Raw genomic sequence first — 12,486 nt, 5'->3', positions numbered from 1 at the left:
CGACGAGCTGACCCGCATCTGGCGGGAGACCGGCCTGTCGGTGCTGTTCGTGACGCACAACGTGCGCGAGGCGGTACGGCTCGCCCAGCGCGTGGTGCTGCTGTCCTCCCGCCCCGGCCGCATCGCCCGCCAGTGGACCGTCGGCCTGCCGCAGCCGCGCCGGCTGGAGGACACCGCGGTCGCCGAACTGTCCGCCGAGATCACCGAAGAACTGCGTGGGGAGATCCGCCGCCATGGCCAGCACTGACACGTCCGTCGACGCGCCCCACAAGGACGGGAGCGACCTGGCCGGCCTGGAGGCCGGGCTCGACGCCCTGGACTCGGTCGAGGTCAGCCGTACGCCGCTGCGCCAGACCCTGCTGCGCAAGATACTGCCGCCGGTCGTCGCGGTCACGCTCGTGCTGGTGGCCTGGCAACTGCTGGTATGGGCGAAGGTGGCACCCGACTACAAGCTGCCCTCCCCGGCCGCCGTGTGGGACGAGGTGGAGACCGCCTGGTTGCAGGGCACCCTGCTCGACTACATCTGGACCTCCGTCTCGCGCGGCCTGCTCGGCTTCCTGCTGGCGCTCGCCATCGGCACCCCGCTGGGCCTGCTGGTCGCCCAATTCGCCTTCGTCCGGGCGGCCATCGGCCCCATCCTGTCCGGGCTGCAGTCGCTGCCCTCGGTGGCGTGGGTGCCGCCGGCCGTGATCTGGCTGGGCCTGAACGACTCCATGATGTACGCCGTGATCCTGCTCGGCGCGGTCCCGTCCATCGCCAACGGCCTGGTCGCCGGCATCGACCAGATCCCGCCGCTGTTCCTGCGCGCCGGACGGACGCTGGGCGCGACCGGGCTGCAAGGGGCCTGGCACATCGTGCTGCCGGGCGCGCTGCCCGGCTATCTCGCCGGACTGAAGCAGGGCTGGGCCTTCTCCTGGCGGTCGCTGATGGCCGCCGAGATCATCGCCTCCTCCCCCGACCTCGGCGTCGGCCTCGGCCAGTTGCTGGAGAACGGGCGGAACAACGCCAGCATGTCCCAGGTCTTCCTGGCGATCTTCCTGATCCTGCTCGTGGGCATCGCCATCGATCTGCTGATCTTCAGCCCGCTGGAGCGGCGGGTGCTGCGCGGGCGGGGCCTGCTGGTGAAGAGCTGACGGCCCCGGCCCCGGTTGACGGCCGCCCCGGTGCCGACCGGGTCGGCCGTCTTGTGACACTGCTGTGACCGAGCAAGTGGTCTCCGCCACAGCTCAACGCTTCCGTGTCCTGGTGAGGTTGGCAGTCCGACCCCGAGCGAACCGGTTGCCCCGCGCACCGGGAAGGACGCGTCTTGATACGCCGCTACTGGGCGCCGCTGCTGGTGAACCTGCTGATCGGCATCCCCATGATCGCCGTGGTGCTGTGCGCCCGCTGGTACGCCGCCCACGGGCACTGCGACCTCGACGACCTCAGGCGGACGGATCTGGACGGATGCACATACGACCAGATCGAGAACAGCGGTCTGGTCCTGTGCGCGCTCGTGATGACCGGTCTGTTCGTCCTGCTGCTCGTCCTGATCGCCGACGTGTTCCTGCCGCGCAGCCGCCGGCGCCCGATCAGGCCGTGGCTGCTGACCCTGCCCGCCGTGCTGCTGCCGTACCTCCTGCTCTCCGCGGCGGCGGCATGACCCTGCTCCCGGTCTTCGTGGCGCTCGTCGTGGGCTGGGTCGCGCTGCGCGGATTCCTGACGTACCCCTTTCTGCCCGGCTGGACGAAGGCCGTCGCTCTCTGCTCTGCCCCGGTCGCCGCCCTCGCGTGGCTGGCCGTCATGACGGCGGACGACCCCTTCCTGTTCCCGGAGACCGCTCCGTGCCCCGCCGAGCCGCTGCGCGAGGGCTTCATCGGGAGCGGCGCCGTCCGGGGCGTCTCGACGGCGTTTCCTCCGCGGGCGTACTGCCTGTGGGAGGACGGCACCACCTACGACCTCGCCACGGGTGCCGTGACGGTGTTCTGGGGCTGCTTCTCGGTGACCGCCGTATCGCTGGCGCTCGGCCTGGGGCACGCCCTGCGCCGCCCCAGGGCGCTGCTCCAGCCCCCTCGGCGCGGCGCCGCCGTCATCACGCGTACCTGACCGTGGCGCGCTGGGTGCCGAGGCCGATGCCCCCGTCCGGGGTGCGGACGGACAGCTCCAGCACGTCTCGCGCCGGCGGTGACGGCGGGCGCCGCGCCGGCCCTGGAAGCGCTGCCGCACGCGCGGCCCGACCGCGACGACGCCGCCTCCGTGGATCTGGTCGCCCACGGACTGCTCCGGCGGTTCGGCGTCCGCGCCGAGGAGACGGCACGCATCTGCTCGCTCGGCCTGCCCGACCTCGGCCTGCCCGACCTCCTTCTCGTCGACGTCACCGCGGGCTGAGCCGACCTGTCGCCGTTCCGACAAGTCGACTTCGCGCGCGGGCGACGGCTTGCGGTGAGCCGTGCGCGGCGCGGTGCGGCGCGGTGCGCGTCAGGCGAACTGGCCGGGCCGGTAGTCGCCCGCGGGCTGCTGGACGATGACGTTCGCCCGGTTGAAGGCGTTGATGAGCGCGATCAGGGACACGAGCGCACCGAGCTGCTCCTCGTCGTAGTGCTTGGCGGCCTCGGCCCAGACCTCGTCCGAGACCCCGCCGGCCGCGTCGGCGATCCGGGTGGCTTCCTCCGTCAGCTCCAGCGCGGCACGCTCGGCCTCGGTGAAGACCGTGGCCTCCCGCCACGCGGCGACGAGGTGGAGCCGGACCGCCGACTCACCGGCGGCGGTGGCCTCCTTGGTGTGCATGTCGGTGCAGAAGCCGCACCCGTTGATCTGGCTCGCGCGAATCTTCACCAACTCCTGCGTCGCGGCGGGCAAGGACGACTCGGCGATGACCTGGCCCGCCGCGATGAAGTGCTTCAGGGCGCTGCTCGCGGTGGCGTTGGCGAAGATGTTCAAACGAGCGCTCATGGCGTTCTCCTCTGCGGTTCTCGATGACTGCACCCCTATGACGCAGCGGCCCGTCCGCGATGTGACAGCGGCGAATGTGACCTGCGTCTCCCGTGACGGGAAGAGGCGGCCTGCTCCCCGTCCCCGGCTGCGCGGCCACCGCCGCCCTCGGGATCGCTCTCGCGCAGGGCGCGCTCGCACTTTCGGCTGCCCGAACCAGCGCGACGACCTCGACCGTCAATCTGGCCTGCACCATCACCGACACGACCGGTCCTGCCCAGCGGGTCACCGTCGGCCCCCGACCGGCACCGCTCAGCATCACGGCGACGGCCGCGCCGACGTCGTCACCACCATCGGCCCTCGGCCTCCCAGAGCCCGCGCGTGACCCGGACGCGCGGGCTTTCACGCACGATAAGGTGATCACTGGTCTAGACATCTTGACGGAAGGTCGCCCGGTGGAGCCGACAGCACACACCCCAGCCGACGACAGCCTCCCGGTGGCCGTGATCGGCCTGGGCGGCATCGCACAGAAGGCGTATCTGCCCGTGCTGGGGGCGCTGCCGGGACTCGACCTGCGACTGATGACCCGGGATCCCGGGAAACTCGCCCGGATCGGCGAGGCCTACCGGGTCCGGCACCTGTTCACCGACCTGGACGCCGTCATCGCCTCCGGCGTCCGCGCGGCCTTCGTGCACACCCCCACCGAACACCATCACGCCACCGTCACCCGCCTCCTCGAAGCGGGCATCGACGTCCTCGTGGACAAGCCGCTGTCGTACTCCCTGGCCGAGAGCCGGCGGATGGCCGAACTGGCCCGGAAGCGCGGCCGGTCCCTCATGGTGGGCTTCAACCGCCGCTACGCCCCCGCCTACACCCAGGCACTCGACGGCCCGCGCGACCTCGTCGTGCTCCAGAAGGACCGGCACGCCGGCACCGGCGACGTCCGCACCATCGTGCTGGACGACTTCATCCACCTGGTCGACACCCTGCGCATGCTCGCCCCCCAGCAGGTCGATCTGGACGTGCACGGCAAGGTCGTGGACGGACGGCTGCACCACGTGGTCCTGCGGGCCGCGGCTCCCGGCTTCACCGGGCTGGCCGTCATGAACCGGTCCGGTGGTTCGGCGGGCGAGGTGCTGCAGACCGCGGGCGCCGACCGCCGCCGCGACGTCGTCAACCTGACCGACGTCACCCGGCACGACGGCGTGCCCGAGCTGCGGCGCGGGTCCGACTGGGAGCCCGTCGGACGGCGCCGCGGCTTCGAGGCCATGTGCCTGCGCTTCCTGGACGCCGTACGCGCGGGTGAACGGCTCGACGCGGGGGACGCGCTCGTCACCCACGAATGGTGCGAGGAGGTCGTCACCCGCCTGACGCCGTGACCGCATGTCCCTCGACGTCCGCGGCGACCCGGCAGTCGGCTCGCGGCGGGCCGGGGGCCGCCGGCACAGCCCTTTCCTCGTCCGCCAGGAGCTGTTTCCCGCCCTACGACCTCGTCGGGCGCCCTTGGTGGCCGCCGTACGCGACGGCCTCGCCCGCCTCCCGCCCGTCTCCCCGCCGGGCGACAGTCCGTGGAGGAATCACAGTGCCTGGCGTCCCGCCTTCTCCCACGGTCCGACCCCGAGCTTTCCGGTGGTTCCGAGGTCGAGGTGCGGGGTGACCATCACCGGGTCGGCCCCCTTCTTCGCCCGGACGCGCACGTGGGGCACGTTCACCGGCGTACCGAACTCGGTGGTGTTGCGCCAGACCAGACCTGCGGTCGCCGACTCGCCGGGCTGGAGCGTGACGGGCCGGGGCTGTTCGTCGGGCCCGGCCCCGGTGGTGATCTCGCCGCTGCCGTCGAGGATCTCGACGCCGTCGACGGGCTCGAGGTCATCGCCCAGGAGTTCCAGCAGCGGGTAGCCCTCGACGGTGTAGGCGCGCGTGCCGCAGTTGTCGAGGTGCAGGCCCACGACGCGCAGACCCATGGCCGCGTCGCCCTGGTCGGCGCTGATCCGGATCCCGGAGGCGGGGCACGTGTCGGGTTCGGCCGGCGCCTCGCCCGCGGGGACCTTGGTCACTTCGAGCACCTCGACCTGGGTCACCCGCGGCGCGGCGGGTGGCAGTTCCCCGGCTCGGACCGTGCCCCGCACGCTCTGTCCAGGGCCGACGTCGCGCACGGTCTCGGTCTGGCTGGTCACGGCTCCGCCGTCACCGCTCATGAAGGTGAAGACGACCGAGTAGGTCAGGGTCTCGGTGCCCTCGTTGGTGACCTCGTAGGCGGCGGAGACCCCCGAGTCCGCGCCCATGGTGAGCTTGTCGGCGGAGACGGAGTGGCTGCGGGTGGGCGAGGGGGAGGCCGACGGGAGGGTCAGGGAGATGATCCGTACGCCGTCCTTGCCCGGATCGTCGCTCCGCGTGCCGTGCTGCGACGTGGCCGTGGCGGCGTCGGTGCCCCCGGCACCCGCGCGCTCCGCCCCACAGGCCGTGAGCAGCAGCGCCGTCGCGGCGAGAGCCGACAGCAAGGGAACGGTCGCGGCGGAAGCCGGGCGGAGGCCGGCGGGTCTGCTCATCCGGTCATCTCATCAGGGTGTGTATCCGGTGGGTGCGACGGAGGTCACAGTTCCGGTCACAGGGGTGTCACAGGTGGGGCAGGGAGGAAGCGGGCAGACGCGGCTCAGATCACCGCGCCGGCGGGGCATGGCTGCGCGTCGCCAGGTGCATCGGCGCCCCCTCGTACTGCCACTCGCGCAGTACGTCCACCGTCTCGCTCAGCCCGCCGGCTTCCGGCTCGCTCCATACGATCGCCATACGTCCGATCACACACCACCGCGCGACAGCCCGCGCCCGGTTTCCAAGGAGCGGGCGGGCAGGCCGCCGGGCAGCGAAGGGGCGACAACCTGTGAGATGCCCCAGACTCTAAGAAAGGGGGGCGATCGTTCGCGCGTGAGGGGTCGGACCCATGCATGACGTACCGCTGTGGCTGTGGCTCGTGTTCGCTGTCGCCGTGCTGGTGTCCCTGGCGGTCGATCTTCTGGCGCACCGCCAGACGCACGTCATCGGCTTTCGCGAGGCCGCCGCCTGGAGCGGAGTCTGGGTGGGCCTGGCCGTGGCCTTCGGCGTCGCCGTCTTCCTCGTGGTCGGCACGACCGCCGGGGTGGAATACACCACTGCCTGGCTGCTGGAGAAGAGCCTGTCCGTGGACAACCTCTTCGTCTTCGCGCTGATCTTCGGCTACTTCAAGGTGCCCAGGGCCTACCAGCATCGGGTCCTGTTCCTCGGAGTCCTGGGCGCCCTTGTCTTCCGGGGCATCTTCCTCGCCGCCGGCGTAGCGGTCGTCAGCCGCTTCACCGCGGTGCTGTTCGTCTTCGCGGCCATCCTCTTCTACAGCACCTACAAGATCCTCAAAGAGGAGGACGACAGCTTCGACCCCGGCAAGAGCATCGCTGTCAAGCTGCTGCGCAAGATCATCCCTGTGCGGGACGAGTACGCCGGCGCCCACTTCTTCGTGAAAGAGTCCGGCAAACGCGTTGCCACCCCGCTGCTCGCCGTGGTCGCCGCGATCGAGGCCGCCGACCTCATCTTCGCCGTCGACAGCGTGCCCGCCGTCCTGGCCGTCAGCAGCGACGCCTTCATCGTCTACACCAGCAACGCCTTCGCCATTCTCGGTCTGCGTGCCCTCTACTTCATGCTCGCCGGCCTGCTCGACCGCTTCCACTACCTCAGCAAGGGCCTGGCACTCATCCTCGCCTTCATCGCCGTGAAGCTCATCCTCCAGGCGTCCCACAAAACGATCAGCACGGCCGTACCCGAGATCCCCTCGCCCCTCAGCCTTGCCGTCATCGTCACCGTGCTCGCCGTTTCCGTCGCGCTCAGCTTGCTGCGCCCACCCCCACATGACGCCGATGGCCCGCCCCTCGCGGGCGACCTGGGGTCCGCGGACCCGGCGACCGCGGCTGTCGATGCCCCTCGCGAACCCGGCCCGACGCGACCCGGTCCCGAGGGCACGACCGAGCCGCCCGACGGTGAGCGCAAGCCGAAATAGCCAAGCCAAAGCACTCCCAAAATGGGGTAAAACAGTCTTAAAGTGGCTGGTATGAACAGTGACCGGAAACGCCGGACGGGCCGAACGTCGGGACATGCCTGCCGCTCGTGCAAGCAGCCCGTCGACACCGTCGTGGAGCGGCACAAGACCATGGGCGTCTATGTCCCCGTGTGGACCGCGGGGCCCTGCCACAACCCCCAGTGCGAGCGGTATGTGCCGGAACAGGTGGAGATCCACACCAGACGTGCCGCCGCCTGGCACGACCTGACGGGATGGAAGTAGCCGCCTCAGGGTTCGACCACGAGGACGTACCGGATCGTGACGTCGCCGACGCGGCGTTCCGCCCGGCGTCCCACCCCGGCAGGGAGAAGCCGGCGCGAGCACCGCGCCCCGGTGCCGGTTTTCCCCCTTGCCCGGCCGGATGAGGAACTACAAGATCCTGCGGGACTGCCGGGAGCGCGGCGACGGCCTCCACCACGCCGTCCAGGCCGTCGCCCGCACGCGCAGCCTCTGCGAAGATCTCCCGGCGGCGCAGCAGCCGGTGCAACCGCTTCAGCACGCGGAACGTGGAGGCCTTCCGGTCCACCGTGCCCGTGTCCAGATGCGGGGCCGACAGCACCGGCCGCCGCCATGCCCCGACCAACGGGTCGGTGTCGATCTCACCCGGGGTGACCTTCGTACGACCCGGCAGCCCAGACAGGGACCGCAACGCGGCCAGCACCGGCAGCCCCTCCGGAGTCCCGCGGAAGTCCACCACAGTGGTCAGCGCCGCCAGCTTCGCCGTGCGCGCTCCACCCGCGGCGACGTCCAGCGAGCGCGGCCCCGCAGGGAGGCCGGCTCGACAGGCGGCGTGGCGGGCGGTTCGGGCCCGTCGACCGGCGCGCACGCCCCCCAGACAACGTTCACCTGGCCCGCCGCCGGACGAGCCGGCCGGGCCGTTCAGGGCCTGCGGCCGTGGAAGGTGCGGCGCAGGTCGCTCACCCAGGCGTCGGGGTTCTCCCAGGGGATGAAGTGGCCGCCGTGGTCGTGGGCGTTGACGTTGACGTGGTTGAACCAATCGGCCTGCGGGCCGGCCTTGAACGCCCGGACGCGCTCGTCGGCGGTGTGGATGCCGGGCGGGTTCTCGTACGTGACGAAGGTGAGGCCGACCGGGGCCTGCACGACCGGGGTGCGGTCGTGGGCGGGGGTCCAGGGGTAGCGGTTGGCGTTGGCGTAGTAACGCATCGACGTGGCAATGGAGTTGTTCACCCAGTAGATCGTGGCGTGGGTGAGCAGGTCGTCCTTGGTGAAGACGGACTCGAGGTCGCCGCCGTTGTCGCTCCAGGCGTTCCAGCGCTCCAGCAGCCAGGCCAGGAGGCCGGCGGGTGAGTCGCTCAGCCCGTGGGCCAGGGTGGCACCGTCGAGCATGTGCACGGCGAGGTGGGACGCCCAGCGGTGGTCCAGCTCGATGATGCGGGCGCGGACGTCGGCGGGCTGGTCGTCGGTGAGGGGCCGGTTCCGGGCGAAGTCCCAGGCGCGGGGGCCGGTGAAGAAGTCGAGCGGCAGCCCGGAGCCGATGTGGATGCCGTACAGCTCGTCGGCGTACTTGTGGCCGAGCTGGCTGGAGACGATCCCGCCGATGTCACAGCCTCCGGCGGCGTATTTCTCGTATCCCAGGGTCTCGGTCATCAGGCTGTGCCAGAGGTCGGAGACCTTCCAGAAGTTGACGTCCGGAAAGCCGGTGAGCGGGCCGGGGAAACCGAAGCCGGGCAGGGACGGCACGATGACGTCGAACGCGTCGGCGGGGTCACCGCCGAACGCGGCCGGGTCGGCGAGCGGGTCGATCACCTTCGACCAGTGCCAGAACGTCCACGGCCAGCCGTGGGTGAGGATCAACGGGATCGGGCGGGGACCGCGGCCGGGCTTGCGCATGAAGTGCACCGGGACACCGGCGACGCTCACCTGGTAGTGCTCGTGGGCGTTGATGGCGGCCTCGGTCTTGCGCCAGTCGTAGCCGTCCCGCCAGTAGGCGACCAGCTCACGCAGATAGCTGTCCGGGACGCCGTAGGACCAGTCCGCATTCCCCTCGTCCAGCGGCGGGCGGGTCAATGTGAGACGGGTGCGCAGGTCGTCGAGGACCTCGTCGGGCACATGGACAGGGGTGGGCTCCAGGGGGAAGGCGTGCGGGATGGTCATGCCGTGATTCCTTGTCAGGTAGGGGGAAGCGGCGCCGTCGGCCTGTTGGATGGTTACGCGGGACGAACCGGCCGGGGCGGCCGGGGCGGCCAGGTCGGCCAGGTCGGCCAGGCAACTGAGGCCCTCCTTTCGCCGCGACTCGACCATCTTGGCACCGGCGGGCGTGACGTGCGCCGGCACCGCCCGGCCGCCCGAGGGGGCGGTAACCGCACCGGTGAGTACGTGACCTCACTCTCCGGAACTTGTACGCGGACTGTCCCGTCTCCTTTCGGGGGGCACACGAGGACATGGCGCATCGAGAGACGACCGAAGCAGCCCGCACCGTTCTCCGGCTGCTCCAGGCCCGACGGCGAACGCGCCCACTGCACCTGCGGCAGCGGTATGCGGCCAGGCGGGTGGTCAGGGCACCGGTACCGCGTGAACTCGCGCGGAACCTCAACCCGGGTTCGCCCGTGCCGCGGCCCGGCCCTCAGCGCCCGCAACGGCGGGACCGTCAAGTCACCTGGGAGCGTGGAGCGGTGCGATGACCTGCCGTGCCCGGTTTGCTCGGTCCGGTCGAACCGGGTGCACCGCATTCACGAGCGGCGGCCGGCAGAACCAAGGAGATGCCACCGTCGGCCGGGGCAAACTCCCACTCCTCCGCGAACGCGTCCTCCTCACCGCCCTTGCCCGATGAGGTGTCGGTGGGCTGTCGTAGGGTCCGGTCCCATGACGACGACACTGATGACGTACGCAGGACCAGGTGAGCCCGATGCGCTGGTCACGCGCACGGGAGGTACACCGCTGGCCCCCGCGGGGGCGGCATGGCCCCGCTGTGCGACGTGCGATGGGCCGATGCAGTTCCTGGCCCAGATACTCCTCGATGGCCTGGGCCGCCCGGCCGGCGAAGCCGACACTCAGGCCGACCGCGTCATGGCGATTTTCATGTGCCAGAACGATCCCGGCTTGTGCGACGAGTGGAGCCCGACGGCCGGCGGCAACCGCGCCCTGCTCTACCCCTCTGACGCGCTGCGGCCGATGGCCGCACCCGTGCCGGACGGGGACGAGGACGTGCTCCGCCTCGGGGCGGTCAACGCCGTGACCCTGGTGTCCTCGCCTGCCGCCGACTACTCCGAAGCACGCGAGGAATGGGGTAACCGCAGCGGAAACAGCCCGCGGAATGTTCTGGGACAGCTCGGCGGACAGCCCGACTGGCTTCAAGGCGACGAGACACCCGCGTGCGCGACCTGCACTCAGCCCATGATCCTGGTCGCACAGCTTGAGGAGGGACCGGATCACACCACAGCAATGAACTTCGGCGGCGGCACGGCGTTCGCCTTCGCCTGCGGGCCCTGCGCCCAGGGCGCCTTCCTGTGGCAGTGCTGAACTTCAAGTCACGGCCCTTCCACAAGCCGCTGGACTGTCCGCCAGCGCGGGGCCTCGTCATCAGGGACGTCCGGGGAAGCGAAGTGAAACGGCACGCCAAGGCGGCCGGCCAGTGCCCGGCCTGCCTCGGCGGCGGCAACGCCAGGCGGAGAGCCGTCAGGGCGGTGGCAGACGGTCGCCAGGTGGCTCTCCCCGTCTGGGGCGTCCAGGACCGCGACCAGGAGCACGAACCAGCCGCGCACGGTATCGCCGTCCCAAAGTGCCTCCACCGCCGCCACCCTGCCCGGGAGAACCGCGGCGCGGGCCGCGAGTGAGGGAAGGTCGAGCGGATCGGGCGGTGTGCGCTGTACTCGGTCGCCGAGGGCTTCGTATCGCGCGTGGACCATCTGCTCGGCCTCGTGCAGGCCCACCCCCAACGGACGCAGTGCCTCCCAGACGGACCTGACCGCCGACAGCCGGCGATCCCGCAGCACGTCGGCGTCGACCTCCCGGCAGGTCTGTTCCGTCAGGTGGGCCCACCAGTCGCTCACCGGGCCACCAGCCGGGTTTTCAGGGCGCGCGTCACTGGCCCGAACATACGTCAGGGGCGTAGCCCGCCCAGTCGTCTCTTGTCGGAGCTGTCGGATCTCAGGCTCGGGCTGACTCTGCCGGGGATCTTCTGGCGGATCACCCGGTGCGTTGCTTCCGTGAGCCGGTGGCCCGCGGGCACCGGCTCACCTACGCCCACGACCCGTTCGTGGCCGGCCGGTGCGTTGTGACGGCGCGGACCAGGAGCGGCGGACCAGGAGCGGCAGAGGAAGCTCCGCCTGGACAGCACGCTGCACGTCACTGCGGCGATGGTGTCGGCATGCTGCTGACTTCACCGCCACACGCGGCGGCGTCCCAGCCGGCCGACGGCTGAGGCGCCACCCGTCGTCTCTGGTCTTTGGGCAGGTCGGCCCACAGACGTGCGGCCATCCCATCTGCCTCGTCCTGCGGTGTCCCCGCCTGGACCAGGATGATCCCGCGGGACTGGTCCGGGAACGTGACCTCCCGCATCTCCGTACCCAGCGGGCCCATCGGCTTGTCCGCCATGGCGGCCTCCCTTCGACGGCTGCCGCCCACGCTAAAGGGACGACACACAGAAGACGAGGACCCTCCGCCAGACGGACTACGACCCTGGTGTCACAGACAGCCCGGCCCCGACGACCGGGGCTGCGGGTCTGTGGCCCGCAGCCCAGTTCGCCGGGGAGACGGGCGATGACCGTGCGCGGGGACGGCTGGGACGGCGCGGCGCAGCAGGCCGACGTTGTCCGCTCTGCCGCTCCAAGCCGGGCCTGAGCGGCGAGACCCCCTAGGGGCGCCCACGCGCCGGGCTGATGCGGCTGTGGACGCGGAACCGGGCGGACGTGACGCCTGGAGCGAGGCGCAGGTCGACGGCGACAGGGCCGGCGAAGGTGTATCCGTGCTCGGCTGCATGACGGCACACCTGATGGACGAGGACGGGTGCCACGGGCACGGGGTTGTCGGAGAGCTGCCGATGGATGTCCGGGGGCAGTTCGATGACAAAGGCATTGGGCGCCACGATGTGCTGCCGGCCGAGAATCAGGGCGTTGTCGTCGCACTGTCGCAGGAGTATCGCCACGACCTCGACCGGCTGCTGCTTGGCCGGCAGCAGGTAGCCCCGCGCATTCGTCACCCAGCGCTCCATGACGCCTTCAATCGTGCGAAAGAGCTTCATCGGGGGCTCCTCCCCTCGCGTCTGTTGCGCAGGCTCACCCACGAGAGTGGTCTCACGTGAGGCGGCCCGCACGAAGCCGTGCCGCACCGGCTCGGCTACACCGTCCGAATCGACGTCATCCGCGTCGTCCTCGGCACCGCCACGTACCCCTACCGCCGGCCCAGGGCGCCGACAGCGTGACCTTCGCTGCTGCAGGGCCGATACTGCCTTGAACAGGAGCTGCAGTCGTCCCGCAACCAATCGCCCGCAGGGCCTGACATGCTGTCACCGAGGTCAGGGTCGGGTCGGCCTCAGT

At 70.9% G+C, this 12,486-nt stretch carries 15 protein-coding genes and 3 pseudogenes; 10 read left to right on the top strand and 8 right to left on the bottom strand.

The window, feature by feature from the left end; all coding sequences use genetic code 11:
- The 5 genes and pseudogenes from VE614_RS08700 to VE614_RS08680 all read left to right on the top strand — a co-directional run.
- Positions 1-247 (top strand): annotated as a pseudogene (locus tag VE614_RS08700) (ABC transporter ATP-binding protein); the annotation flags it as partial.
- Complete coding sequence (locus VE614_RS08695) at positions 234-1,133, top strand: ABC transporter permease (RefSeq protein ID WP_324934361.1); 900 nt, start codon at positions 234-236, stop codon at positions 1,131-1,133. The pseudogene VE614_RS08700 and the gene VE614_RS08695, both read left to right, overlap by 14 nt.
- A gap of 173 nt (positions 1,134-1,306) precedes the next feature.
- The gene (locus VE614_RS08690; RefSeq protein WP_324934359.1) at positions 1,307-1,642 is read left to right on the top strand and encodes a hypothetical protein; all 336 of its coding nucleotides are present in this window, start codon (positions 1,307-1,309) and stop codon (positions 1,640-1,642) included.
- Positions 1,639-2,085: a hypothetical protein gene (locus VE614_RS08685; RefSeq protein WP_324934357.1), complete on the top strand. Its 447-nt coding sequence runs from the start codon at positions 1,639-1,641 to the stop codon at positions 2,083-2,085. The genes VE614_RS08690 and VE614_RS08685 overlap by 4 nt, the downstream gene beginning before the upstream one ends.
- A 78-nt stretch (positions 2,086-2,163) precedes the next feature.
- The gene (locus VE614_RS08680; RefSeq protein WP_324934355.1) at positions 2,164-2,367 is read left to right on the top strand and encodes a hypothetical protein; all 204 of its coding nucleotides are present in this window, start codon (positions 2,164-2,166) and stop codon (positions 2,365-2,367) included.
- A 90-nt stretch (positions 2,368-2,457) separates the two neighbouring features.
- Here VE614_RS08680 and VE614_RS08675 read toward each other — a convergent pair whose 3' ends face one another.
- The gene (locus VE614_RS08675; protein ID WP_324934353.1) at positions 2,458-2,931 is read right to left on the bottom strand and encodes a carboxymuconolactone decarboxylase family protein; all 474 of its coding nucleotides are present in this window, start codon (positions 2,929-2,931) and stop codon (positions 2,458-2,460) included.
- A gap of 434 nt (positions 2,932-3,365) precedes the next feature.
- On the opposite strand from VE614_RS08675, the gene VE614_RS08670 reads away from it, so the two are divergent.
- Positions 3,366-4,289, top strand: a complete 924-nt coding sequence (locus VE614_RS08670) for a Gfo/Idh/MocA family oxidoreductase (protein ID WP_324934351.1) — start codon at positions 3,366-3,368, stop codon at positions 4,287-4,289.
- Positions 4,290-4,487: 198 nt separating this feature from the next.
- Here VE614_RS08670 and VE614_RS08665 read toward each other — a convergent pair whose 3' ends face one another.
- Together VE614_RS08665 and VE614_RS08660 are read right to left on the bottom strand one after the other, a co-directional pair.
- Positions 4,488-5,459 carry a DUF4232 domain-containing protein gene (locus VE614_RS08665; RefSeq protein WP_324934348.1) on the bottom strand — a complete coding sequence of 324 codons (972 nt, stop codon included), beginning with the start codon at positions 5,457-5,459 and terminating at the stop codon, positions 4,488-4,490.
- Between the two features lie 109 nt (positions 5,460-5,568).
- Complete coding sequence (locus tag VE614_RS08660; RefSeq protein ID WP_324934346.1) at positions 5,569-5,697, bottom strand: hypothetical protein; 129 nt, start codon at positions 5,695-5,697, stop codon at positions 5,569-5,571.
- Positions 5,698-5,848: 151 nt separating this feature from the next.
- Between VE614_RS08660 and VE614_RS08655 the strand changes: the two genes are divergently transcribed.
- The 3 genes and pseudogenes from VE614_RS08655 to VE614_RS08645 form a co-directional block, all read left to right on the top strand.
- Positions 5,849-6,931, top strand: a complete 1,083-nt coding sequence (locus VE614_RS08655) for a TerC family protein (protein WP_324934344.1) — start codon at positions 5,849-5,851, stop codon at positions 6,929-6,931.
- 51 nt (positions 6,932-6,982) lie between these two features.
- A complete protein-coding gene (locus VE614_RS08650; protein WP_324934342.1) occupies positions 6,983-7,213 on the top strand; it encodes a hypothetical protein in 231 nt (76 codons plus the stop codon).
- A gap of 136 nt (positions 7,214-7,349) precedes the next feature.
- Positions 7,350-7,442: pseudogene (locus VE614_RS08645) on the top strand (IS5/IS1182 family transposase); the annotation flags it as partial.
- A 17-nt stretch (positions 7,443-7,459) separates the two neighbouring features.
- On the opposite strand, the pseudogene VE614_RS33700 reads toward VE614_RS08645, so the two are convergent.
- Together VE614_RS33700 and VE614_RS08640 are read right to left on the bottom strand one after the other, a co-directional pair.
- Positions 7,460-7,700 (bottom strand): annotated as a pseudogene (locus tag VE614_RS33700) (hypothetical protein); the annotation flags it as partial.
- A 170-nt stretch (positions 7,701-7,870) separates the two neighbouring features.
- Complete coding sequence (locus VE614_RS08640; RefSeq protein WP_324934339.1) at positions 7,871-9,106, bottom strand: epoxide hydrolase; 1,236 nt, start codon at positions 9,104-9,106, stop codon at positions 7,871-7,873.
- An 834-nt stretch (positions 9,107-9,940) separates the two neighbouring features.
- Between VE614_RS08640 and VE614_RS08635 the strand changes: the two genes are divergently transcribed.
- Positions 9,941-10,471 carry a hypothetical protein gene (locus tag VE614_RS08635; RefSeq protein ID WP_324934337.1) on the top strand — a complete coding sequence of 177 codons (531 nt, stop codon included), beginning with the start codon at positions 9,941-9,943 and terminating at the stop codon, positions 10,469-10,471.
- 8 nt (positions 10,472-10,479) lie between these two features.
- Here VE614_RS08635 and VE614_RS08630 read toward each other — a convergent pair whose 3' ends face one another.
- The 3 genes from VE614_RS08630 to VE614_RS08620 all read right to left on the bottom strand — a co-directional run bounded on the left by VE614_RS08630 (position 10,480) and on the right by VE614_RS08620 (position 12,191).
- Positions 10,480-11,001: a hypothetical protein gene (locus tag VE614_RS08630; RefSeq protein ID WP_324934335.1), complete on the bottom strand. Its 522-nt coding sequence runs from the start codon at positions 10,999-11,001 to the stop codon at positions 10,480-10,482.
- Positions 11,002-11,296: 295 nt separating this feature from the next.
- Positions 11,297-11,545 (bottom strand): hypothetical protein, encoded by a 249-nt coding sequence (locus VE614_RS08625; RefSeq protein WP_324934333.1) that lies wholly within the window; start codon positions 11,543-11,545, stop codon positions 11,297-11,299.
- A 259-nt stretch (positions 11,546-11,804) separates the two neighbouring features.
- A complete protein-coding gene (locus tag VE614_RS08620; RefSeq protein ID WP_324934331.1) occupies positions 11,805-12,191 on the bottom strand; it encodes a DUF3662 domain-containing protein in 387 nt (128 codons plus the stop codon).
- Positions 12,192-12,486: the final 295 nt, after the last annotated feature.

Source organism: Streptomyces sp., from assembly GCF_035645055.1.
Lineage (GTDB): Bacteria > Actinomycetota > Actinomycetes > Streptomycetales > Streptomycetaceae > Streptomyces.
Note: the sequence above shows the minus strand (reverse complement) of the source record. Positions and strands in the feature narration are given on the sequence as shown.